20 protein-coding genes and 1 pseudogene are annotated in these 21,907 nt (G+C 74.5%); 9 read left to right on the top strand and 12 right to left on the bottom strand.

Annotated elements, in window-relative coordinates:
* The first annotated feature begins 173 nt into the window (after nucleotides 1–173).
* Nucleotides 174–1,595, top strand: a complete 1,422-nt coding sequence (locus Saso_RS07060) for a GNAT family N-acetyltransferase (RefSeq protein WP_230426616.1) — start codon at nucleotides 174–176, stop codon at nucleotides 1,593–1,595.
* Between the two features lie 204 nt (nucleotides 1,596–1,799).
* Here the strand turns inward: Saso_RS07060 and Saso_RS07055 are convergent, their stop codons facing one another.
* Nucleotides 1,800–3,050 carry a trans-sulfuration enzyme family protein gene (locus Saso_RS07055; RefSeq protein ID WP_372442406.1) on the bottom strand — a complete coding sequence of 417 codons (1,251 nt, stop codon included), beginning with the start codon at nucleotides 3,048–3,050 and terminating at the stop codon, nucleotides 1,800–1,802.
* Between the two features lie 42 nt (nucleotides 3,051–3,092).
* Here Saso_RS07055 and Saso_RS07050 point away from each other — a divergent pair, with 42 nt between their 5' ends.
* Both Saso_RS07050 and Saso_RS07045 read left to right on the top strand, forming a co-directional pair.
* Nucleotides 3,093–3,584: an Lrp/AsnC family transcriptional regulator gene (locus Saso_RS07050; RefSeq protein ID WP_189927422.1), complete on the top strand. Its 492-nt coding sequence runs from the start codon at nucleotides 3,093–3,095 to the stop codon at nucleotides 3,582–3,584.
* A 33-nt stretch (nucleotides 3,585–3,617) separates the two neighbouring features.
* Entirely contained in the window at nucleotides 3,618–5,309 is a 1,692-nt protein-coding gene (locus tag Saso_RS07045; RefSeq protein ID WP_189927421.1) for a DUF885 domain-containing protein, read from the top strand.
* Between the two features lie 56 nt (nucleotides 5,310–5,365).
* Here the strand turns inward: Saso_RS07045 and Saso_RS07040 are convergent, their stop codons facing one another.
* Nucleotides 5,366–5,854, bottom strand: a complete 489-nt coding sequence (locus tag Saso_RS07040) for a rhodanese-like domain-containing protein (protein WP_189927420.1) — start codon at nucleotides 5,852–5,854, stop codon at nucleotides 5,366–5,368.
* Nucleotides 5,855–5,995: 141 nt separating this feature from the next.
* On the opposite strand from Saso_RS07040, the gene Saso_RS07035 reads away from it, so the two are divergent.
* The gene (locus Saso_RS07035) at nucleotides 5,996–6,442 is read left to right on the top strand and encodes an Lrp/AsnC family transcriptional regulator (protein ID WP_189927419.1); all 447 of its coding nucleotides are present in this window, start codon (nucleotides 5,996–5,998) and stop codon (nucleotides 6,440–6,442) included.
* Here the strand turns inward: Saso_RS07035 and Saso_RS07030 are convergent.
* The 3 genes from Saso_RS07030 to Saso_RS07020 form a co-directional block, all read right to left on the bottom strand.
* Nucleotides 6,403–9,426 (bottom strand): AAA family ATPase, encoded by a 3,024-nt coding sequence (locus Saso_RS07030; RefSeq protein ID WP_189927418.1) that lies wholly within the window; start codon nucleotides 9,424–9,426, stop codon nucleotides 6,403–6,405. The two genes, Saso_RS07035 and Saso_RS07030, sit on opposite strands and share 40 nt — an antisense overlap.
* Entirely contained in the window at nucleotides 9,423–10,586 is a 1,164-nt protein-coding gene (locus Saso_RS07025; RefSeq protein ID WP_189927417.1) for an exonuclease SbcCD subunit D, read from the bottom strand. Before Saso_RS07025 ends, Saso_RS07030 begins: the two co-directional genes overlap by 4 nt.
* A gap of 240 nt (nucleotides 10,587–10,826) precedes the next feature.
* Nucleotides 10,827–11,453 carry a YigZ family protein gene (locus tag Saso_RS07020; protein WP_189927416.1) on the bottom strand — a complete coding sequence of 209 codons (627 nt, stop codon included), beginning with the start codon at nucleotides 11,451–11,453 and terminating at the stop codon, nucleotides 10,827–10,829.
* A gap of 121 nt (nucleotides 11,454–11,574) precedes the next feature.
* On the opposite strand from Saso_RS07020, the gene Saso_RS07015 reads away from it, so the two are divergent.
* On the top strand, nucleotides 11,575–13,542 hold the full coding sequence (locus tag Saso_RS07015; RefSeq protein ID WP_189927415.1) for an APC family permease: 1,968 nt from the start codon (nucleotides 11,575–11,577) through the stop codon (nucleotides 13,540–13,542).
* On the opposite strand, the gene Saso_RS07010 is transcribed toward Saso_RS07015, so the two are convergent.
* Both Saso_RS07010 and Saso_RS07005 read right to left on the bottom strand, forming a co-directional pair.
* Entirely contained in the window at nucleotides 13,539–14,114 is a 576-nt protein-coding gene (locus Saso_RS07010; RefSeq protein ID WP_189927414.1) for a SixA phosphatase family protein, read from the bottom strand. The two genes, Saso_RS07015 and Saso_RS07010, sit on opposite strands and share 4 nt — an antisense overlap.
* The gene (locus Saso_RS07005; protein WP_189927413.1) at nucleotides 14,111–14,869 is read right to left on the bottom strand and encodes a hypothetical protein; all 759 of its coding nucleotides are present in this window, start codon (nucleotides 14,867–14,869) and stop codon (nucleotides 14,111–14,113) included. Before Saso_RS07005 ends, Saso_RS07010 begins: the two co-directional genes overlap by 4 nt.
* 112 nt (nucleotides 14,870–14,981) lie before the next feature.
* Here Saso_RS07005 and Saso_RS07000 point away from each other — a divergent pair, with 112 nt between their 5' ends.
* Nucleotides 14,982–15,389, top strand: a complete 408-nt coding sequence (locus Saso_RS07000) for a CoA-binding protein (protein WP_189927412.1) — start codon at nucleotides 14,982–14,984, stop codon at nucleotides 15,387–15,389.
* An 18-nt stretch (nucleotides 15,390–15,407) separates the two neighbouring features.
* On the opposite strand, the gene Saso_RS06995 is transcribed toward Saso_RS07000, so the two are convergent.
* A complete protein-coding gene (locus Saso_RS06995; RefSeq protein ID WP_189927411.1) occupies nucleotides 15,408–15,767 on the bottom strand; it encodes an ArsR/SmtB family transcription factor in 360 nt (119 codons plus the stop codon).
* Nucleotides 15,768–15,828: 61 nt separating this feature from the next.
* Here Saso_RS06995 and Saso_RS06990 point away from each other — a divergent pair, with 61 nt between their 5' ends.
* Nucleotides 15,829–16,941 carry a cation diffusion facilitator family transporter gene (locus tag Saso_RS06990; RefSeq protein WP_189927410.1) on the top strand — a complete coding sequence of 371 codons (1,113 nt, stop codon included), beginning with the start codon at nucleotides 15,829–15,831 and terminating at the stop codon, nucleotides 16,939–16,941.
* Nucleotides 16,942–16,958: 17 nt separating this feature from the next.
* On the opposite strand, the pseudogene Saso_RS06985 reads toward Saso_RS06990, so the two are convergent.
* Together Saso_RS06985 and Saso_RS06980 are read right to left on the bottom strand one after the other, a co-directional pair.
* Nucleotides 16,959–17,513, bottom strand: a pseudogene (locus tag Saso_RS06985) (YbaK/EbsC family protein); the annotation flags it as partial.
* 51 nt (nucleotides 17,514–17,564) lie between these two features.
* A complete protein-coding gene (locus Saso_RS06980) occupies nucleotides 17,565–18,140 on the bottom strand; it encodes an XRE family transcriptional regulator (RefSeq protein WP_189927409.1) in 576 nt (191 codons plus the stop codon).
* A 185-nt stretch (nucleotides 18,141–18,325) separates the two neighbouring features.
* Between Saso_RS06980 and Saso_RS06975 the strand changes: the two genes are divergently transcribed.
* The gene (locus Saso_RS06975; protein ID WP_189927408.1) at nucleotides 18,326–19,183 is read left to right on the top strand and encodes an EamA family transporter; all 858 of its coding nucleotides are present in this window, start codon (nucleotides 18,326–18,328) and stop codon (nucleotides 19,181–19,183) included.
* An 84-nt stretch (nucleotides 19,184–19,267) separates the two neighbouring features.
* On the opposite strand, the gene Saso_RS06970 is transcribed toward Saso_RS06975, so the two are convergent.
* A complete protein-coding gene (locus Saso_RS06970) occupies nucleotides 19,268–20,026 on the bottom strand; it encodes an acyltransferase (RefSeq protein ID WP_189927407.1) in 759 nt (252 codons plus the stop codon).
* Nucleotides 20,027–20,135: 109 nt separating this feature from the next.
* Between Saso_RS06970 and Saso_RS06965 the strand changes: the two genes are divergently transcribed.
* Nucleotides 20,136–20,663, top strand: coding sequence for a gamma carbonic anhydrase family protein (locus Saso_RS06965; RefSeq protein WP_189927406.1), 528 nt, complete (start codon nucleotides 20,136–20,138; stop codon nucleotides 20,661–20,663).
* A 391-nt stretch (nucleotides 20,664–21,054) separates the two neighbouring features.
* Here the strand turns inward: Saso_RS06965 and Saso_RS06960 are convergent, their stop codons facing one another.
* Nucleotides 21,055–21,705 (bottom strand): DedA family protein, encoded by a 651-nt coding sequence (locus tag Saso_RS06960; protein WP_189927405.1) that lies wholly within the window; start codon nucleotides 21,703–21,705, stop codon nucleotides 21,055–21,057.
* Nucleotides 21,706–21,907: the final 202 nt, after the last annotated feature.

The raw sequence follows: 21,907 nt of genomic DNA, 5'->3' as shown, positions 1-21,907 counted from the left end.
CGTACCCTCGGAGCTGTGCCGCGCACCGGCGTCATCCCCCGGTGCGCGGCACGGTCGTGACGTCCGTGCGGGGCGTGATCGTAGAAGAATTTACAAAACGGGCATTGGGAACCTTTACCCATCAGTCACAAACCGTTCGTGATCACGCAACACCATTCCTCCACAGTGGCTGCATGACTCGAGACATGTCTGATGTGACGCGTGCGAAACGCGGACGCCCTGTGCACCACTGGCGACGGGACGTGGTGGAGCTCGCCGCGCTGTTCACGGCGGTCGCGGTGGCCGACGGTGTGGCGAACCTGGTGGGCCACGGACCCGACGGTCCGGTGCTGCTCTCCGTCTCCGCCGCGCTCCTCGTCGCCACGGCCGGCTTCCACACCTGGTGGGCACGGCGCCACGGTCACGCGCCGCCCACGAGCGATACCGACGCCCGGCCGCACTCCGAGGAGCCGCAGGCCGGGCCGTCCGCCGTCCCCACCGGGGACACCGCGCAGAGCGCGCTGTGGCGGATGCGTACGACGGTGAAGGACGCCCCGGGGTCGCTGGCCGCGCTCTGCGCCGCGCTGGCCGGCCACCGGGTGGACATCCTGAGCCTCCAGACCCACCCGCTGGGCGAGGACACGGTGGACGAGTTCCTGCTGCGCGCCCCGGGATCCCTGGCGGCCGCCGGGATCACCCGGGCCGTGGCGCTGGCCGGCGGCAGCCGCACCTGGATCGAACGGGCCGACGCCCACGACCTGGTGGACGCGCCGACCCGGGTCCTGGGCCTGGCCACCCGCACCGCCCTCGACGCGGCCGAACTGCCCCTGGCGCTGCGTCAGCTGCTGGGCCGCTGCACGATCCGTTCGCTGCCCGCCACGGCGGGGGGCGGCGGCCGCGGGCCGGAGGGCGTGCCCGTGGAAGGGGTGCTGGAGGACACCGTGATGCGCCTGCGGGCGCCGGAGGGCGGAGTGATCACCGTGGAGCGGCCGTACCTGCCGTTCACGCCGACCGAGTTCGCACGCGCGCGTGCGCTGGTGGAGCTGGACGCCAGGCTCGGGCCCCGGGTCCCGGACGGCCAGGACGTGCTGACGCTGCCCGAGGGCAACGCGATCGCCGTGCGCCGGGCCGACACCGGTGACCTGGCGGCGGCGAAGGCCATGCACGAGCGGTGCTCGCCGCGCACGCTCGGCATGCGGTACCACGGGCCCGTGGGCGACGCGGACCGCTATCTCCGGCACCTGCTCAGCCCCCGCTTCGGCCGTACCCTCGCCGTGCAGACACCGTCCGGCCGCGTCGTCGGCCTCGGTCACCTGCTGTGGGACGGCGACGAGACGGAGGTCGCGCTGCTGATCGAGGACCAGTGGCAGCGGCGCGGCATCGGGGCCGAACTGCTGGGACGTCTGGTGGCGATGGCCGTCGAGGCACGCTGCGAGAGCGTCTACGCCGTGACGCAGGCCTCCAACACCGGCATGGTCGCCGCGATGCGTGGTCTGGGCCTCCCCCTCGACTACCAGATCGAGGACGGGACCCTGGTCATCACCGCCCGCCTGGAAACCGCCGGCGGCGCGCGGGCGGCCTCCGAACGGTACGACGGTCGCGTCACCCGCGACTGACCAGCGACCGAGCCGCGACTGACCTGCGAGGCGGCCGACGCCGCCCGGCCCGGCGCGGCGACACCGCCGGGCCGGGCGCGCACGCGGCGCCGTCGGCACCGCGCCGGCCCCGTGCCGCCCACACCCCCGGCAGGACCTCACCACCGCCGTTCGCGCGGTGGTGAAGTCCTGCCCGGCCGGTCCCGGCCGCGGGCCCGGCGTCCCTCACACGACGGCGGCGCCGCGCTCCGGCACAGGAGCGGTCGTGCTCGCGGTCGCGCTCGCCGCGAGTGCCGTCCGGAGGTCGTCCCACAGGTCGTCGACGTCCTCCAGGCCGACCGAGAGCCGCAGCAGCCGGTCGCTCACGCCCGCGCCCCGCCGCTCCCGCTCGTCCACGATGCGGTGACTGATCGACGCGGGGTGCTGGATGAGGGTGTCGACGCTGCCGAGGCTGACGGCCGGGGTGACGAGACGGACCCCCGCGATCACCTCGTGCGGGTCGCCGTGCACCTCGAAGGCGACCATCGCGCCGCCGATGCGCGGGTAGTGGACGCGGGCGACATGCGGGTCGGCGGCCAGCCGCCGGGCCAGTTCCGCGGCGGTCGCGGAGGCGGCCCGTACCCGCACCGGCAGGGTGGACAGGCCCCGCAGCAGCAGATAGCCGGCCAGCGGATGCAGCACGCCACCCGTGGCGAAACGTATCTGCCGGAGCTGTCCCGCGAACTCCTCGTCGCAGGCCACCACCCCCGCCAGCACGTCCCCGTGGCCGCCCAGGTACTTCGTGGCGCTGTGCAGGACGAGCCGCGCGCCCTGCTCGGCGGGACGCTGGAGCACCGGCGTCGCGAAGGTGTTGTCGGCGAGCAGCGGCACCGAGCCGCAGGCATGGGCGACGGCCCGCAGGTCCACCTCGGCGAGCGTCGGGTTGGCCGGCGACTCGACCATGACCAGACCGGTGTCCGGGCGCAGCGCGTCGGCGATCCCGGCGGGGTCGGTCCAGGTGACCTCCGAGCCGAGCAGCCCGGCGGTCAGCAGATGGTCGCTGCACCCGTAGAGGGGCCGGACGGCGACGACGTGCCGCAGTCCCGTCGAGGCGCGCGCGAGGAGCACCGCGCTCAGCGCCGCCATGCCGCTGGCGAACGCCACCGCGCTCGCGGTGCCCTCCAGACGGGCGAGGGCCGTCTCGAAACGGGCGACCGTCGGATTGCCCAGCCGGCCGTACACGGGCGGTCCGTCCGGCTCCGCCCCCGTGGCGGCGAACGCGTCGATGCGGGCCGCCTCGGCACGGCTGTCGTACGAGGGGTAGGTGGTGGACAGGTCGATCGGCGGGGCGTGCAGACCCTGCCGGGCCAGATCGTCCCGCCCGGCGTGCACGGCCTCGGTGGCCAGTGCGCGGGGCGCTCTCGACGCGGGTCGGCGTACGTCGTCGTACGCGTGCGTGCTCGCTGGGGCTGAGTCCATGGACGGCAGGGTGAACATCGAACGGGGCGCTGCGTGCGAACACCGTGCTACGTTCGGCCGATGGCTGAATCCGTCGTACTGGACCCGGTCGATCTCCAGCTGCTGCGGCTGCTTCAGAACGACGCCCGGACCACCTACCGGGACCTCGCGGCGCAGGTCGGTGTGGCGCCGTCGACCTGCCTGGACCGGGTGACCCGGCTGCGCCGCTCGGGGGTGATCCTGGGGCACCAGCTGCGGCTCGATCCGGCCAAACTGGGGCGCGGGCTCCAGGCGCTGCTGTCGGTGCAGGTCAGGCCGCACCGCCGGGAACTGGTGGGACCGTTCGTGGAGCGGATCCGGGCCTTGCCCGAGGCACTCACCGTCTTCCACCTCACGGGCCCCGACGACTACCTCGTCCATGTCGCCGTCGCGGACATGGCCGATCTCCAGCGGCTGGTGCTCGACGAGTTCACGGCGCACCGGGAGGTGGCGCGGGTCGAGACCCGGCTGATCTTCCAGCAGTGGGAGTGCGGACCGCTGCTGCCGCCGACGGGTTCGGGACAAACGGCGTGACGCGCGCCGCCGCCCCGTACGAGGATGGGGCGCATGTCACACACCAGCAACCCGCTTCCCCGCGAGGTCGCCGACGCCTACGTCGACGGCTTCATCGCCCTCGACCCGGTGACCGGTACCTACCTCGGCGTGCAGGAGAGCTCGAGCCGGCTGCCCGACTACTCGCCCGCCGGGCAGAAGGCGCTCGCGCGGCTCGCGCGCGACACCCTGGCCGAGCTCGACGAGGCGGAACGCAGGCCCGGCGCGGACAGTGACATCGAGCGCCGGTGCGCGCGGCTGCTGCGTGAGCGGCTCACCGCCGAACTCGCCGTGCTCGACGCCGACGAGGGACTGCGCGCCGTGGGCAATATGGCCACGCCGCCGCACCACGTCCGCGACGTGTTCACCGTGACGCCCACCGGGACCGAGGCCGACTGGGCTGCGGTCGCGGAGCGGCTGCGCGCGGTGACCGCGGCGCTGGCCGGCTACCGGGAGTCGCTCGCGCTCGGCCTGGAGCGCAAGCTCTACGCGGCGCCGCGCCCGACCGCCACGTTCGTCGGACAGCTCACCGAGTGGTCGGACACGGACGGCGCGGGCCGCGGCTGGTTCGAGGACTTCGCCGCCGCCGGGCCGGACGCGCTGCGCACCGAACTGGACGAGGCGGCCCGGGCGGCGACGGCGGCCGTCGTGGAGCTGCGGGACTGGATGCGCGACGTGTACGCGCCGACGATCGAGGGCGCCCCGGACACGGTCGGCCGTGAGCGCTACGCGCGCGCGTCCCGCTACTTCAACGGCACCGACCTCGACCTCGACGAGGCGTACGCGTACGGCTGGGCGGAGTACCACCGGCTGCTCGCGGAGATGGAGCGGGAGGCCGAGAAGATCCTGCCGGGCGCGAAGACGCCCTGGGAGGCCCTGGCCCACCTCGACGAGCACGGCAGGCACATCGAGGGCGTCGACGAGGTCCGCGACTGGCTCCAGGGCCTGATGGACCGGGCGATCGAGCAGCTCGACGGAACGCACTTCGAACTCGCCGAGCGGGTACGGCGGGTGGAGTCGCGGATCGCCCCGCCCGGGGGTGCGGCCGCCCCGTACTACACGCCTCCGACGGAGGACTTCTCGCGGCCGGGCCGCACCTGGCTGCCGACGATGGGCCAGACCCGTTTCCCGGTCTACGACCTGGTCTCCACCTGGTACCACGAGGGCGTTCCCGGCCACCATCTCCAGTTGGCCCAGTGGGCGCACATCGCCGGCGACCTCTCCCGCTACCAGGCTTCGGTCGGGCTCGTCAGCGCCAACGTGGAGGGCTGGGCCCTGTACGCGGAGCGGCTGATGGACGAGCTCGGCTTCCTCACCGACGCGGAGCAGCGGCTCGGCTACCTGGACGCGCAGATGATGCGGGCGGTCCGGGTGATCGTCGACATCGGCATGCACCTGGAGCTGGCGATCCCGGCGGACTCGCCGTTCCACCCGGGTGAGCGCTGGACCCCGGATCTGGCCCAGGAGTTCTTCGGCGGGCACAGCAGCCGCCCCGCGGACTTCGTCGAGAGCGAGCTCACCCGCTACCTGACCATGCCCGGCCAGGCGATCGGCTACAAGCTCGGCGAACGGGCCTGGCTGCTGGGCCGGGAGAAGGCGCGCGAACGCCACGGTGACGCCTTCGACCTCAAGTCCTGGCACATGGCCGCCCTCTCGCAGGGCTCCCTGGGCCTGGACGACCTGGTGGACGAGCTGGCCCGGCTCTGAGACCCGGTCCCGGGGCCGCGCGGCACCCACCCGCCGCGCGGCTCCGGGCGCGCCCGTCAGCAGCCGCAGTCCGGCGCGTCGACGGGCGCCGTGAGCGGATCGGCGGCGCGCCGCGCGGGGCCCTCCCAGGTCTCGTAGGCGAAGCCCTCGCGCACCCAGTACTCGAAGCCGCCGAGCATCTCCTTGACCCGGTAACCGAGTTCGGCGAGCGCGAGGGCCGCACGGGTGGCGCCGTTGCAGCCGGGGCCCCAGCAGTAGGTGACGACCGGCACGTCCCGGACGAGGAGACCCGCGGCCTGCCCGGCGATCAGCGCGGTGGGCAGGTGCACGGCGCCGGGCACGTGCCCCTGGTCCCAGGACTCGGTGGAGCGGGAGTCGACGACGACGAACCCGGGGTCGCCTCCGGCGGCGAGGGACGCGGCCACGTCGGACACGTCGGCGTACAGGGCGAGGCTCGCCCGGAAGTGGGCGGCGGCCTCTGCGGGGGCGGCGGGAGCGACGCGCAGGACGGGACTGACGGTCGTCGGGGTGGTCACAGAGGTCATGGCACGCCTTTCCGCGGGCGGTGTTCCGGCTGGTCACCGCGGTTCCTGGCGAAGAATCTACGCGGGGCGGACGGCGCCCTGAAGGCTCATTCCCCGGCCCGCGCCTTGCTCCGCCGGGGATTCCCCTGCTATCTCTCGCTGATGACCGCGTATTCCCCGGACGCCACCGACTGGCGCATTCTCGAGGTCCTCCAGCGCGACGGACGGGCCAGTTTCGCCGACCTGGCGCGTGCCGTGGCGATGTCGCCGAGCGCCGTGACCGAGCGGGTACGGCGGCTGGAGGAGGCGGGCGTCATCCAGGGGTACGCGGCGGTGGTCGACCCCGAACGGCTGGGCCTGCCGATCCTGGCCTTCGTACGGCTGCGCTACCCCAACGGCAACTACAAGCCGTTCCACGACCTCGTGGCCGTCACGCCCGAGATCCTGGAGGCCCACCACGTGACCGGCGACGACTGCTTCGTGATCAAGGTGACCGCCCGATCCATGCGGCACCTCGAAGAGGTGTCCGGCAAGATCGGCGCCCTGGGTTCGGTGACGACGAGCGTCGTCTACTCCTCGCCGCTGCCCCGCCGTCCGCTGGGCCGGTAGCCGCGCTGCCGCACCACGGAGCCCGTTCTCCCCTTGACGACCTCCAGCTGGGCGTGGATGCGGCGGCGCAGGTCGGCGACATGGCTGACGATGCCCACGCTGCGGTCGCGCTCGCGCAGCGAGTCGAGCACGTCGAGGACCTCGTCCAGCGTCTGGTCGTCCAGGCTGCCGAACCCCTCGTCGATGAAGAGGGTGTCGAGACGGACCCCGCCCGCCTCGTCGGTCACGACGTCCGCCAGACCGAGGGCCAGGGCCAGCGAGGCGAAGAACGTCTCGCCGCCCGACAGGGTGGCGGTGTCGCGCTCGCGCCCGGTCCAGGCGTCGACGACGTGCAGACCGAGCCCGCTGCGGCCGCGCCCGGTCCGGTCGTCGGAGTGGACGAGGGTGTAGCGGCCCGAGGACATGCGCTGGAGCCGGGCGGTCGCGGCGGCGGCCACCTGTTCCAGCCGGGCGGCCAGGACGTACGCCTCCAGCCGCATCTTGCGCTCGTTGTCCGCGGAGGTGCCGGCGGCGAGACCGGCGAGCCGGGCCACCCGGTCGTACTCCTCGCGCAGCGGGCCGAGCCGGCGCACACCGTCGCCCGCGCGCGCGGAGAGCTGGTCGAGTTCGGCGCAGCGGCGGGCGGCGGCGTCCTGCGCGGAGGCGGCCGTGCGCAACCGCTCGGCCGCGCTCGCCGCCGCGCGTTCGGCCGCGGCGAGATCGGCGGACGGCCGACGGGCGGCCGCCACGGTCTCCGGTTCGGCGAGGACCGCCCGTACGGCGGCCTCCTCGGACTGCCGGGCGTCCAGCAGCCGTTGCAGCTCCCGGTGGGCGGCGGCGTCGAGCAGGGCGTCGGCGGCGGCCCGCGGGGTGTCGAAGCCCGCCCGGAACGCGGCCTCGTCGAGGCGTCCGTCGGCCGCCTTGAGGCGTACGGCGCTCTCCTCGGCGAGGCGGGCGGTGTCGGCCGCGTCGGTGAGCCGGGCCGCAAGCTCCTCAAGCTCGGCGGCGCGCGCGGCGACGCCGGCCGCCGTGCCCCGGGCCTGAGTCAGCTCCTCCTCCAGGACGAGCCGTTCGCTGTCCAGGCGCTCCCGGTGGCCCACCCGGGAGGCCGCCCGTACCGCGGCCTCGCGCTGCGCCCGCGTGCGGTGCTCGTGCTCCTGCTCGGCCCGGCGGAGTTCCTCGCGCGCGGGGTGCAGCGCGGAGGCGTCCCGACGGGCCCGCGCGTACAGCTCCTCCGCCTCGCGCGCTTCGGCGGCGAGCCGGTCGGCCGGGGTGTCGCCGGCCTCGGCAGTGGCGGCGGCGAGCGCCTCCCGTACGAGACCGAGGTCCCGTTCGTCCTGCGCGTGCCGTTCGTCCGCCTGCCGGGAGGCGGTGAGCGCCCGCTCCTCGGCCTCGCGGTCCACGTGTCCCGCGACCTTGCGGGCGGGCGCGGGGTGCTCGGTGGCGCCGCAGACGGCGCACGGCGTGCCGTCGGCGAGGGTCGCGGCCAGCTCGGCGGCGATGCCGTTCAGGCGCTGTTCCTTGAGGTCGAGCCAGTGGGACCGGGCCGCCTGGGCCCGCTCCCCGGAGGCGAGGGCCCGGGCGCGCCCGCTCTCCAGCTCGCGCGTGAGGTCGTCGCGCCGCCGGGCGGCCTTCAGGCGCCGCTGGGCGGGCTCGCGCCGGCCGTCGAGCTGCTCGGCCCGGGTGGCGGCCTCCTGCGCGGACTCGACGCGGGCCCGGAGGTCCTCGCGCGCGGTGTCCCAGCCCGCGAGCCAGGCTCCGGCCTCGGTCAGGACGTCCTCGTCGTCGCGCTCGCGCCGGTCCAGGTCGGCGCGTTCGGCGACGAGGTCGGCCAGCCGCCGTTCGGCCCGGCGGGCCGACTCCAGTCCGCCCAGTTCCTCGGCGGTCCGGCGGGCGGCGGCGGCGAGTCCGGCGGCCCCGGAGTCCGCGAACCGTGCGGGCAGCAGGTCACGCGCGCGTGCCGCGCGGGCGGCCGCCGCGGTGTGCTCGGCGTCGGCGCTCTCGCGCAGTTCGAGCGCGGGCGCGACGGACTCCGCCTTGCGTCCCCGCTCCATCCGCTCCAGCGCGTCCCGGTGGGCGCCGGCGCCGTCCTCCAGCGCCGCGGCCCGCTCGCTCGCCTCGGCGAACCGGCGCTGGAGCCGGGCCCGCTCGCGCGTCTGAGCCAGGGCGTGTTCGGCGGCGGCCTGCGCGGACTCGGCGGCGAGGCGGGCGCAGTGGGCGGTCGTGAGGCGCTCGCGGGAGGTGCTGCGGGCGACGGCGGCCGCGGCCAGCACCGCTTCGGCGAGTCCCGGATCGCCCGGCGCGGCGTCGGGCAGCTCCATGGCGTCCCCGGCCACCTGCTGCATCCGGTGCGCGTCGGCCAGCAGGGCGGAGTCGCCCTCACGCACGCGTGCCTCGGTGGTCCGGCGGCGCTCGACGAGCCGCTTCTCGACCTCGGCGAACCGCCGGGTGTCGAAGAGGCGGCCCAGGAGCCGGCCGCGCGCCTCGGCGTCGGCGCGCAGGAACCGCGCGAAGTCGCCCTGGGGCAGCAGGACGACCTGGCAGAACTGCTCGCGGCTCATGCCGAGCAGCTGCGTGATCTCCTCGCCGATCTCCTGGTGCGAGCGGCTGAGGTCCTTCCAGGCGCCGGCGGCCGTGTCGTGCTCGCGCAGCAGGCTCTGGGCCTTCTCGACGGTCGTGCCCGTGCCGCGCTTCTTGGGCCGCTCCCAGGGCGGCTGCCGGGTGATCTCCAGCCGGCGTCCGGCGACGGTCAGTTCGAGGGTGACCTCGGTGCGGGTGCCGGGGGCCGCGTGGTCGCTGCGCAGGGTCAGGCCCTGGCCGCTCTGGCGGGCGCCGGGCACGGAGCCGTAGAGCGCGTAGCAGACGGCGTCCAGGACGGAGGTCTTGCCGGCGCCCGTGGGCCCGTGCAGCAGGAACAGTCCGGCGGCGGAGAGGTCGTCGAAGTCGACGCGCTGGGCGCCTCCGAACGGGCCGAAGGCCGTCAGGTCCAGCCGGTGCAGCCTCACCGCGCCACCTCGCGGACCGTGTCGTCGGCGCGCACCGCGTCGAAGGCGTCACGCAGGACGCGCTGTTCGCGCGCGTCGGGGGCGGCCCCGCGGACATGGGCCACGAAGTCCTCGGCGATCTCCTGGTCGCTGCGGTCGGCCAGGCGCCGGGCGTACGACACGTCGGGGTCGCCGGGCGCGCGGTCCGGTTCGAAGGCGAGGCTCAGGGTGTGGGGGAAGCGCTCGGCGAGGCGGGCCATGGGGTCGGCCGGGCGGACGGCGTCGGTGAGGGTCGCCTCGACCCACGCGTCCTCGTGGCGTGCGAGGGCGGGGTCGGCGAGGAGCTGTGCCAGGGGGCCGCGGACACGGGCCAGGGGGCGCGGCACCGGGCAGTCGATCCGCTCGGCCCCGATCCCGCCGTCCGCGTCGAGGTCGACGAGCCACATGGTCTTGCGGTGCTCGCTCTCCGAGAAGGAGTACGGCAGCGGGGAACCGGAGTAGCGCACCCGCTCGGTGAGGGTCTGGCAGCCGTGCAGGTGCCCGAGGGCGGTGTAGTCGACCCCGTCGAAGACGCCGGCGGGCACCGAGGCGACCCCGCCGACGGTGATGTCCCGCTCGCTGTCGCTCGGCTCCCCGCCGGTGACGAAGGCATGGGCGAGGACGACGGACCGGGTCCCGCGGGGGCGGGCGGCAAGATCGGCGCGCACCCGGTCCATCGCGGCGGCCAGGACGCTCTCGTGTCCGGCCTTCTCCACCGCGAACTCGTCCTTCACCAGGGCGGGTTCGAGGTAGGGCAGTCCGTAGAAGGCGACCTCGCCGAAGGCGTCCTCCAGGACGACCGGCGTGCCCGCGGCCGCCGGGTCGGTCCGCAGGTGGATGCCCGCGCGTCCGATGAGCCCTGCGCCCACGCCGAGCCGGCGGGCCGAGTCGTGGTTTCCGGAGATCATCACGGTGGGCACGCCGAGGTCCGCGAGGCGGTGCAGGGCGTCGTCGAACAGCTCGACCGCGGCCAGCGGGGGCACCGCGCGGTCGTACACGTCTCCCGACACGACGACCGCGTCGACCTCGCGCTCACGCACGGTCGTGACGAGGTGACCGATGAACGCGGCCTGGGCGCCGAGCATGTTCACCCGGTGGAACGCCCGGCCCAGATGCCAGTCGGACGTGTGCAGGAGCCTCATGATCCCCGAGACTAACGGCCGGGTCCGACAGCACGGGCGGTTACTCCCGTATCGCCCCGTCATACCGGTGCGGATAAGCCCCATTCAAGGACATACCGACCACACCTTTGCCCGTCGCGCCACGCCACGTGTCACTTGTCACGGGCGGCGCGGGGAGCGTGCGCGGTACGGGCCGGGTGGGACGGGTCGGGCGGGACGGCTCGCGCGCCACGGCGGTACGGGGGGGCCGCGGCCGGGTGCTCACACGTCGCCGTAGGCCTCGCCGCCCGGCTCGAAACGCGCCGTCCCCGCCGTCACGTCCGCGAGCCACGCGCGGAAGGCGTCCACCTCCGAGTCCGGCAGACCGATCTCGATGGTGACCTGCTCGCCGTAGCGGACGTCCCGTACCGCGCGACCCGTCGAACGCAGGTCGTTCTCGACCTTGCCGGCCCGCTGGTGGTCCACGGTCACCGTGCCCAGGCGGAAGCGGCGGCGGGTGCGGGTGCCGACGGCGTCGAGCGCCTCGCCGACCGCGCCGCCGTAGGCCCGGATGAGGCCGCCCGCGCCGAGCTTGACGCCGCCGTAGTAGCGGGTGACGACGGCGACGACGTACCGCACGTCGCGGCGCAGCAGCATCTGGAGCATCGGGACGCCCGCCGTGCCGCCGGGCTCCCCGTCGTCGCTCGCCTTCTGCACGCCGGCGTCGGCGCCCACCACGTACGCCCAGCAGTTGTGCGTGGCGTCGGCGTGCTCCTTCCGGACGGACGCGATGAACTCCTGCGCCTCCTGCTCGGTGGCCGCCGGGGCGAGGGCGCACAGGAAGCGGGAGCGGTTGACCTCGGTCTCGTGCACGCCCGCGTGGGCGACCGTGCGGTACTCGTCCTGCATCGGGCCAGCGTAAGCGGTGATCGCGGGGTCGACGCCGGCACAGGTGCGGGCGACGATGTCCGGGGTAACCAACGAGGGTGACCGAGAACGAGGACCCGCCGAGGTACAGGGAGCGTGCGGCATGACCGGCACCCGGGAGAAGGAGAAGGGCGCGGCCGCGCCGTCCTCCCGGTGGCGCGGCTGGCTTCTGGAGGGGCTGAGCGAGCAGAGCGCCCGTCACCCGGGCCCGCACGCGACACCGGACGAGGAGCGCGCGGGCCACCGCTGGTGGCGGGTGATGTGCCTGACCGGCGTCGACTACTTCTCCACCCTCGGCTACCAGCCGGGCATCGCCGCCCTCGCGGCCGGCCTGCTGTCCCCGCTCGCCACCCTGGTGCTGATCGCGCTGACCCTGTGCGGCGCGCTGCCCGTGTACCGCCGGGTGGCGCACGAGAGTCCGCACGGCGAGGGATCGATCGCCATGCTGGAGCGGCTGCTGCCGTGGTGGTCGGGGAAGATCTTCGTGCTGGTGCTGCTGGGCTTCGCGGCCACCGATTTCATGATCACGATCACCCTGTCGTCGGCGGACGCCGCCGCGCACGTCGTGGAGAACCCCTTCGCCCCGCACTGGATGGGCTCCGGCAACGAGTGGATCACCCTGGTCCTGGTGGGCGCCCTGGGCGCGGTGTTCCTCAAGGGCTTCCGGGAGGCCATCGGCATCGCGGTGCCGCTCGTGGCGTCCTATCTCCTGCTCAACCTGGTGGTGCTCGGCGCCTCCGCCTGGGAGATCTTCACCCACCCCGTGCGGATCAGGGACTGGACGGACGCAATGACCGCCGAGCACTCCTCGCCCTGGGCCATGGTCGGGGTGTCCCTGCTGGTCTTCCCGAAGCTGGCTCTCGGCATGTCCGGCTTCGAGACCGGCGTGGCGGTGATGCCGCAGGTCAAGGGCGATCCGACGGACACCTACGAGGAGCCGAAGGGGCGGGTGCGGGACACCCGGAAGCTGCTCACCACGGCCGCGCTGATCATGAGCTGCTTCCTGCTGATGTCGTCGCTCGCGACGACCGTCCTCATCCCGCAGGCGGACTTCGAGAGCGGTGGTCCGGCGAACGGGCGCGCTCTCGCCTATCTCGCGCACGAGCACCTGGGCGAGGCCTTCGGCACGGTCTACGACGTCTCGACGATCACGATCCTGTGGTTCGCGGGCGCCTCCGCGCTCGCCGGTCTGCTGAACCTCGTCCCGCGCTATCTGCCCCGCTACGGCATGGCGCCCGAGTGGACGCGCGCGGTGCGTCCCCTGGTGCTGGTGTTCATGGCCACCGCCGTCCTCATCACCCTGTGGTTCAACGCCGACGTCGACGACCAGAGCGGCGCCTACGCGACCGGCGTGCTGGTCCTCATGGTCTCGGCGGCGTTCGCGTCGACGGTCGCCGTCCACCGGCGCGGACACCGCCGGGCCACCGTCGGCTTCGGCGTCATCACCGCCGTGTTCGTCTACACGCTCGTGGCGAACGTCATCGAGCGGCCGGACGGCATCAAGATCGCGGCGATCTTCATCCTCGCCATCCTGGTCACGTCCTTCGGCTCACGGGTGCGCCGTGCCTTCGAGCTGCGCGCCGCCGAGGTCTCCCTCGACGAGACGGCGACCCGGTTCGTCGACGAGGCCGCGCGGCAAGGTCCGCTCCAGCTGATCGCGAACGAGCCGCGCGAACACAGCACGCGCGCGTACCGCGCCAAGGAGTGGGACCAGCGGGAGCACACCCCGATCGCCGGTGGCGGCCCGGTGCTGTTCATCGAGGTGTTCGTGCGGGACTCCTCCGACTTCACGGCGGACATCACCGTGCGCGGCGACGAGAAGCACGGCGTCCGCCGGCTGCGCGTGTCCGGTCCCACGGTGCCCAACGCGATCGCCGCGGTGCTGCTGAAGCTGCGCGACCGCACCGGGCAGGTGCCGCACGCGTACTTCAGCTGGACCGAGGGGAACCCGGTGAGCCATCTGATCCGCTTCCTGGTCTTCGGGGACGGCGAGGTGGCCCCGGTGACCCGGGAGGTGCTGCGCCGCGCGGAGCCCGAACCCGGACGCCGGCCGCGCGTGCACGTCGGCTAGTCCCCCCGCGGCCCGTCCCCGCGTCCGTCCTTCCGCGGCGCCGTGCCCCTCGGCACCGCGGTGGCGGTCAGCGCGGCCGTGCCCGGTGTCAGGGCGGACCAGTCGGGTGCGTGCGAGGTCAGGACGGCGATCGCCGAGGTGGGGAACTTCGTCCGCACCTCGTCCAGGAGGTCCGCCGGGCCGTCCCCCGCGAGGGTGAGGACCAGTTCCTCCAGGCCGGGGTTGTGGCCCACCAGCAGCAGGGTGCCGACCTCCGCGGGCGTCTCGCGGACGATGTCCACGAGTTCGCCGGCGCCGGCGCCGTACAGCCGCGGGTCGAAGCGCACGGGAGGCGGGGTGTCCCAGGTGGCGGCGGCCAGTTCCCAGGTCCCGCGGGCGCGGACCGCGGTGGAGCACAGGGCGAGGTCGGGCAGGAAGCCCGCCCCGGCCAGCACCCGGCCCGCGGCCGGCGCGTCACGGCGTCCGCGCGGGCCGAGCGGCCGCTCGTGGTCGGGGACACCCGGCGGCCAGGCCGACTTGGCGTGCCTCAGCACGACCAGCCGGCGCGGCGGCGTCCCGCCGGGGCCGGTCACGCCGGGGCCCCCACTCCGCGCAGGAGGTCGAGGCCGAGCAGACGGTCGGCGTAGGCGTACGTCTCGAAGCGGGCGCCCTCGGGCAGTTCGGGCCCGGCGTCCTCCACCCCCCGCAGTATCCGCAGCACCCCGGGCAGGTCCAGGTCGTCCTCCCAGGCGGAGCGCAACCGTGCCCGGACCTCGTCGGGCACGGGCCGGGAGGGGTGGCGCGCCCAGTCGGCGACGGCGCGCCGCCAGCGCGCGAGGGTGTCCCGGGCCTCGCCCAGCGCGTCCTCGTCGAGCCGCACGGGCTCCGTGCGGGGCCGGGAGAGAAGGGCGAACCGCAGCACGGCGTGGTCGGTGGCCGCCCTCTCGGCCGCGGGGCCCGCCCCGCGGCCCCCGGGAACGGTCCCCTGCGCGGGTGCGACGGCGACCCGCACGCCGTCGGGGGCCGCACCCTCCTCCCCCACCACGTGCAGGATCTGCGCCTCGCCCACCCCGGCGCCCGCGCCGGGGTCACGGCCGTCCTCGAAAGGGTGCGTACCGAGGGCGGTGGCCCCCGCCCTCAGCTCCGCCTGCTCGCGTTCGCCCGACAGCAGCGCCCACACGGGCGTGCCGCCCAGCTCCAGCGCGCGGACGAGCAGATCGGCGACGAGGAGGATCCGCAGCGACCCGGCCCCGTACCCCGAGGCATGGGCCTCCACCCGGGTCAGCCCACGGCGGACGGGGGCGGCGACGACGGGTTGGCCGGTTCGGGCGTCGATGATGCGCAGCACGAGGCGAGCCTAGGCGGGCGGGCCCGACTTCGCAGGCAGGGACCGGAATCAGAGCCCGGCACGCGCTGTTGTGGTCGACGACTGTTCCTTTCCGACCCCGAGGAGGCCGCCGGTGTACGGCGACGAGGCAGCGATCCGGAAGATCCTCACCGGACTCGGCGGCACCTGGGCCGTGGTGGGCCTGTCGACCAACCGCGCACGCGCGGCCTACGGAGTCGCGGAGGTGCTCCGGCGGTTCGGCAAGCGGGTCGTCCCCGTCCACCCGAAGGCGGAGACGGTGCACGGCGAGCGGGGATACGCCTCCCTCGCGGACATCCCCTTCGAGGTGGACGTCGTCGACGTCTTCGTCAACAGCGAACTCGCGGGCGCCGTGGCCGACGAGGCGGTCGCCAAGGGCGCGAAGGCGGTGTGGTTCCAGCTGGACGTCGTCGACGAGGCGGCCTACGAGCGCACCCGGGCCGCCGGACTGGAGATGGTCATGGACCGCTGCCCCGCCATCGAGATCCCCCGCCTGGGCTGACACCCCGGCAGCCCCGGGTCAGTCGTGCAGGGGTTCGTCCCCCAGCCGGTGGTCCGCCACGCTCAGCGCCTCGTCCACCAGGCGGCGCAGATGGCCGTCGGAGAGCGCGTAGATCACCCTGCGGCCCTCCTTGCGGGTGCTCACGAGCCCGGCCAGCCGCAGCCGCGCCAGATGCTGGCTCACCGCGGGCCGGGCGGCTCCGCAGACGTCCGTCAGCGTCGTGACGTCGGCCTCGCCCGTGGTCAGGGCGTGCAGCAGGGTGAGCCGGGTGCGGTCGCCGAGCAGCGCGAGGAGCTCGGCGGCGAGGGCGAACTGCTCCTCGCCGGGGGTGCGCGGGTGCGCATGATGTGCAGATGACAGGTGCATGCGTGCGCTCATACGCACATAATGACGGGATGGGCGGACACCCGTCCACCTCGGCGCACCGGAAGGGACCGACGTGAGCGAGCGGCACGACCACGAGCACGGGCACCGGCACGACCGGGGGCACCATCACGAGCACGCCCATGAGCCCGTCCACGACCACGCTCACGAGCACCCGCACCACCACTCCTCGCCCTCCGCGCCGGGGCTGCGCCGCCGCGTCGCCCACCTCCTCACCCCGCACTCGCACGAGACCGCCGACAAGCTGGACCCGGCCCTGGAGTCCTCGGCCCGTGGCATGCGCGCGCTGTGGGTCTCTCTGGCGGTGCTGGCGGTGACGGCCGTGGCCCAAGCGGTCGTGGTCGCACTGTCGGGGTCGGTGGCCCTGCTCGGCGACACCGTCCACAACGCGGCGGACGCGCTCACGGCCGTCCCGCTGGGCATCGCCTTCGTGCTGGGCCGGCGGGCGGCAACCCGCCGCTTCACCTACGGCTACGGGCGGGCGGAGGACCTGGCGGGCATCGCGATCGTGCTGACGATCGCCGCGTCGGCGGTCTTCGCGGGGTGGACGGCGATCGAGCGGCTGCTCGACCCGCGTCCCGTCGAACAGGTAGGCGCGGTCGCCGTGGCCGCGCTGGCCGGCTTCGCGGGCAACGAGTGGGTCGCCCGCTACCGCATGAGGGTCGGCCGTTCGATCGGCTCCGCCGCGCTGGTCGCGGACGGACTGCACGCCCGCACGGACGGGTTCACCTCGCTGGCCGTCCTGCTGGGGGCGGGCGGCTCCGCCCTGGGCTGGCAACTGGCCGACCCGGTCGTCGGGCTGGCGATCACGGCCGCGATCGCGCTCGTGCTGCGGGACGCCGCACGGGAGGTCTTCCGGCGGGTCATGGACGCCGTCGACCCTGCCCTGGTGGACCGGGCCGAGCGGGCGCTGCGGGAGGTCGAAGGGGTGCGCGGGATCGGCGAGTTGCGGCTGCGCTGGATCGGACACCGGCTGCGCGCCGAGGTGGCGCTCGTCGTGGACGGCGAGGCGACGGTCCGGCAGGCCCACGGGATCGCCGTCGCGGCCGAACACGCCCTGCTGCACGCCGTACCGCGCCTGACGGCCGCGCTGGTACACGCCGATCCGGCCCCGGCACCCGGCGAGGACGACCCCCACCTGACCCTCGCCCACCACACGACGACCTGACGGGAGACCCGGGGTCGGGCGATGCCGAGGCCCGGGAGGGTGACCGCGCCGGGAAGTTCGGCGAGGGCCTCGCCGGGCACGAGGGGCTTTCCGCGTCGGCGCCCGCTGCCCACCAGTACGTACGGCAGGTCGACGACGGCGTGGTCCACCAGCACCGGCCACCCGGCGGGCAGCCCGATCGGCGTGATGCCGCCGTACTCCATGCCGGTCTCCCCCACCGCCGTGTCCATCGCGGCGAACGAGGCCTTGCGGGCGTCGAGTCGACGGCGGACCACCCCATTGACGTCGACGCGGGTCGTGGACAGCACGACGCACGCCGCGAGGGTCGTCACACCGCCCCGCTCGCCCGCGACGACCACGCAGTCGGCCGACCTCTCCCGCAGCTCGCGGCCGTAGTGCTCCACGAAGACGGCCGTGTCGGCCCCCTCGGGTTCGGTGTCGACGTGGACGATCCGCTCGGCGGGCACGCTGCCGCTCCAGTGCCGCAGGGCGTCGGCGACCGGGCCGGTCAGCACGTCGAGGCGGTCGGTGGCGGGAGCGGCGGTGCCGAAGTCACCGAGGGGTGCGCGCATGGCCGCACGCCAACAGCCGGTTCCGCACCACCGACGGGCGGTCCCGGCCCCTCACTGCGCGGGCGGCGGCACCGAGACGGTCAGGACCATCTCCATCGGGACGTCACCCCGGTTGCCGTACGAGTGCGGGGCGTTGGCCTCGAAGGTGACGCTCGCCCCGGCCGGGACCCGGTGGTCGGTGCCGTCCACGGTGAGGGTCAGTTCACCGGCGGTGACGTGGGCGATCTCGACCGTGCCGAGCGGGTGCGGGTCCGAGCCGCTGCTCTCGCCGGGCATCAGCCGCCAGTCCCACATCTCCAGCGGCCCCGGCGCCTCCGTGCCCGCCAGCAGCCGGCTGTAGCTGCCCGCGTCGGTGTGCCACAGGCGTACCGCCTGGTCGGCCGGGACGATCCGCACCTTGGGGCCCTGTTCGTAGTCGAGCAGGGTGGTGATGCTGATCCCGAGCGCGTCGCCGATCTTGACGACCGTGCCGAGGCTGGGGTTGGTGCGGGCCTGCTCGATCTGGATCAGCATGCCGCGGCTGACACCGGCGCGGGCCGCGAGCGCGTCGAGGGTGAAGCCGCGCTCGGTGCGCCAGCGCTTGACGTTGCGCGCCAAGGACTGGGTCAGCAGGTCGAGGTCCGACACGTTCCGTCCAATTCCGTCCAGTTCGGTCCCGAGCCGTCCGGGCCTCACCCGGGCCCCTCCGTCGCCGGTGGGTTTCCGGGGGTCCCGGCGACTCCGGAGTCCACTATTATGGATGACAGGGTCCACTATCCTGAACTACCGTGTGATGCACCCGATCGTGCACCGAACTGTACTGCGAGGACCTCGTGACAGCACTCTTCGCCCTGGCCACCAGCCTGCTGTGGGGCCTGGCCGACTTCGGCGGCGGGCTGCTCTCCCGGCGGGCGCCGGCGCTCACCGTCGTCGTGGTCTCGCAGTCGATCGCGGCGGTCGTCCTCGGGGCGGTCGTGGTCGCCACCGGCGGCTGGAGCGAGGCCGGTCCCCGCCTCTGGTTCGCCGTCGCGGCCGGACTGGTGGGCCCGGTGGCCCTGCTCTCCTTCTACAAGGCGCTGGCGCTCGGACCCATGGGGGTCGTCTCCCCGCTGGCCACCCTGAGCGTGGCCGTACCGGTCTCCGTCGGGCTGTTCCTGGGCGAACGGCCGGGGCTCGTCCAGGTCGCGGGGACAGCGGTCGCGGTCGCCGGGGTCGTCCTGGCCGGCGGCCCGCAGCTGCGCAGCGCTCCGGTGCAGCGGCAGGCCCTGCTGCTCACACTGGTCGCGGCGCTCGGCTTCGGCACGGTGTTCGTACTGATCACCGAGGCCTCCACCACCGTCACGGGTCTGTTCCTCGCCCTGTTCGTGCAGCGGGTGACCAACGTGGCCGCGGGCGGCACGGCGCTGTGGTGCGCCGTCCGGCGCGGGACGCCCGCCCTCCCCGGCGGCGGCCTGCCGTGGACCTCGCTGCCCGCGTACGGGTTCGTCGGTCTGGCCGACGTCGCCGCGAACGGCACCTACGCCGTCGCGGCCCAGCACGGCCCCGTCGTGGTGGCCGCCGTACTCGCCTCCCTCTACCCCGTGGTGACCGCGCTCGCAGCGCGCGGCTTCCTGCGCGAACGGCTGCGCGGGCTCCAGGCGGCGGGCGCGGGACTGGCTCTGCTGGGCACCCTGCTGCTGGCGGCGGGCTGACCCGGCACCGGTCCGGCCCACGTCCGTCCGACCCCCGTCCCTCCGACCCGCGCCGGTCCGCCGGCACGAGGGGCCCGAGGAGCCTCAGGGCTCCAGCCGGGCCAGCGCGGCCGCCGTCTCCTCGTCCAGTCCCGACAGCGCCACCAACTGGTCGGAGGTGACCCCGTCCGGGATCGGCACCGGCGCCGGGGTGCGCAGCGGCGGCTGCCAGCCCTCGGCGGGGGTCCACCGCCGTACCACCTTGGCCGGCGCCCCCGCGACGACGGCGTGGTCGGGAACCGTGCCGCGCACCACGGCACCGGCCGCCACGACGACGTTCCGCCCGATCCGCGCGCCCGGCAGGATCACGGCCCCCGTGCCGATCCAGCACCCCGAACCGATCTCCACGGGTTCCATGCGGGGCCACTGCTTGCCGATGGGCTGGTGCGGATCGTCGTAGGAGTGGTTCGTGGACGTGACGTACACGTACGGGCCGAAGTAGCAGTCGCTGCCGATGGTGACCGTCGTGTCGGCGATGACATGGCTGCCCCGGCCGAGCACCACACCGTCGCCGAGCCGCAGGATCGGGTCGGGCCCGAGGTCCAGGTCGGGCATGAGACCGGCGGTGAGCGTGACCTGCTCCCCCACGATGCAGTGCTCGCCGAGGTGGATCCAGGGCTCGCCGAAGACCGTGCCGAGCGGGAAGGCGAGACGGGTGCCGTTGCCGATCGAACCGAAGCGGAAGCGCGCGGGGCGCTCGGCGGTCACGGAACCCGTGCGCTGCACCCAGGCCCAGCCCGCGTGGACGGCCCGCTGCGCCACTCGGCGCCGCCATGACGAGAACGTGTTCCAGGGCTTCGGCACCCGCTCACCGTACTCAGCGCGGGGTGCGGGCGAGGGCCCTCGGCCCTGTGATCTTCGCCCCACCGGGTGGCGTACGGTGCGGGCATACGACCGACACGAGGAGACGGTGATGACGCACAAGGCGCTGATCGTGGGCATCGGCGGCAGGGAACCGGACGTCGACGCGGAGGCGTTCGTGGCGCCGACGGCCTCGGTCATCGGGGACGTCACGCTGGAGGCGGGCGCGAGCGTCTGGTACGGGGCGGTCGTGCGGGGCGACGTGGAGCGGATCACCGTCCGGGCGAGCGCCAACATCCAGGACAACGTGACGCTGCACGCCGACCCGGGGTTCCCCGTGACGATCGGTGAGCGGGTGTCCGTCGGTCACAACGCCGTGGTGCACGGGGCGACGGTCGGGGACGACTGCCTCATCGGGATGGGGGCGACCGTGCTCAACGGGGCGGTGATCGGGGCCGGTTCCCTGGTCGCGGCGCAGGCGCTGGTGCCCCAGGGGATGCAGGTCCCGCCGGGTTCGCTGGTGGCGGGGGTGCCGGCCAAGGTCAAGCGGGAGCTGAGCGAGGAGGAGCGCCAGGGCGTGACGCTCAACGGCACGCTGTACGCGGACCTCGCCAAGGCCCACGCCGAACTCCACGAGTAGGCCCCCTGGGCAGGCCCCGCCCCCGGACACGCGGGGTCCCGCCCCCCGAACGCCCCGTCCGCACGACCTGGTCTGCGCTGCCCGGCGGCTGCGGCGCTCCACGCCTGTGTGCGTGGGCGACCCGACGCACGGGGACGGCTCTTCCGGGCGCGACCCGATGGGCGGAGGCTGCCCATTCACCCCATGGCAGGGACTCCTCCCCCGCGAACGCGGCGCTTCGCGCCGGTGGTCGCGGGCGAGCCGACGCCCTGGCGCGGCGCTGCCCACCGCGGCCTGGACCGCCCCGACGGGCCGCGGCCCTGCAACCCGGCCCGGGGCGTAGGGCCGGATCGGACCGCGGGGTCGGCCCGGGACGCGAGGGACGCCCGGGGCGCGAGGGACGCTTGGGCGGCTAGTCGGTGACGGGTACGGTCTCCGGTTCGGTCTCCCGCGGAGCGGCCTGCATCTTCTTCGCCTTGCGCTTGATGATCAGCATCGACGTGAGGCCGATCAGCACCGCCAGCACCAGGCCCAGGTACGAGAACCTCTTCAGCCAGGACTCCGCGACGACGCCCACGTAGTAGATGACCGCCGTCGTGCCGCCCGCCCAGGCGATGCCGCCGAGGACGTTGGCGACGAGGAACTTCCAGTACGGCATGTGGAGCACGCCCGCGAGCGGGCCGGCGAAGATGCGCAGCAGAGCGACGAAGCGGCCGAAGAAGACGGCCCACATGCCCCACTTCTCGAAGGACCGCTCGGCGGTGGCGACATGCCCCTCGCTGAAGTGCCGGGGGAACTTGGCGCCGAGCCAGGCGAGCAGCGGGCGTCCGCCCTTGCGGCCGATGGCGTAGCCGATGGAGTCACCGATCACGGCGCCCGCGGTGGCGCACGCGCCGAGGACGACGGGGTTGATCCCGCCGTGCTGGGAGGAGAGCAGCGCGGCCGAGACCAGGACGATCTCGCCCGGCAGCGGGATGCCGAGGCTCTCGAGTCCGATGACCAGGCCGACCACGGCGTAGACGGCGGCCGCGGGCACCGTGTCGAGCCATTCCTGCACGTGCACCGCGGGTTCCTCCCGTTTGACGTCCCTGGGCAGCCTTGCGTTCCTCGGGAAGCCTACCGGTTCGGCGGGGACCGGCCCCGGGCCCCCGGGCCGCTCCCGGCCATCAAGGCGCGGGGGCGGAACCGCGTGCCGGTGGCCCCCGCCGAGGGGCCGCGGACGGACGGGAAGAGGGGCCGTCCCCCCGGGCGGCCCCTCCGTCTGC

Origin of the sequence: Streptomyces asoensis, assembly GCF_016860545.1 — a bacterium.
GTDB lineage: Bacteria > Actinomycetota > Actinomycetes > Streptomycetales > Streptomycetaceae > Streptomyces > Streptomyces asoensis.
Note: the sequence above shows the minus strand (reverse complement) of the source record. Positions and strands in the feature narration are given on the sequence as shown.

What these genes read in the sequence shown, in the direction of transcription:
- Saso_RS07060 (WP_230426616.1), top strand. Translation starts at nt 174, where the DNA reads ATGACTCGAGACATGTCTGATGTGACGCGTGCGAAACGCGGACGCCCT.
- Saso_RS07055 (WP_372442406.1), bottom strand. Translation starts at nt 3,050, where the DNA reads ATGTTCACCCTGCCGTCCATGGACTCAGCCCCAGCGAGCACGCACGCG.
- Saso_RS07050 (WP_189927422.1), top strand. Translation starts at nt 3,093, where the DNA reads ATGGCTGAATCCGTCGTACTGGACCCGGTCGATCTCCAGCTGCTGCGG.
- Saso_RS07045 (WP_189927421.1), top strand. Translation starts at nt 3,618, where the DNA reads ATGTCACACACCAGCAACCCGCTTCCCCGCGAGGTCGCCGACGCCTAC.
- Saso_RS07040 (WP_189927420.1), bottom strand. Translation starts at nt 5,854, where the DNA reads ATGACCTCTGTGACCACCCCGACGACCGTCAGTCCCGTCCTGCGCGTC.
- Saso_RS07035 (WP_189927419.1), top strand. Translation starts at nt 5,996, where the DNA reads ATGACCGCGTATTCCCCGGACGCCACCGACTGGCGCATTCTCGAGGTC.
- Saso_RS07025 (WP_189927417.1), bottom strand. Translation starts at nt 10,586, where the DNA reads ATGAGGCTCCTGCACACGTCCGACTGGCATCTGGGCCGGGCGTTCCAC.
- Saso_RS07020 (WP_189927416.1), bottom strand. Translation starts at nt 11,453, where the DNA reads ATGCAGGACGAGTACCGCACGGTCGCCCACGCGGGCGTGCACGAGACC.
- Saso_RS07015 (WP_189927415.1), top strand. Translation starts at nt 11,575, where the DNA reads ATGACCGGCACCCGGGAGAAGGAGAAGGGCGCGGCCGCGCCGTCCTCC.
- Saso_RS06995 (WP_189927411.1), bottom strand. Translation starts at nt 15,767, where the DNA reads ATGAGCGCACGCATGCACCTGTCATCTGCACATCATGCGCACCCGCGC.
- Saso_RS06965 (WP_189927406.1), top strand. Translation starts at nt 20,136, where the DNA reads ATGACGCACAAGGCGCTGATCGTGGGCATCGGCGGCAGGGAACCGGAC.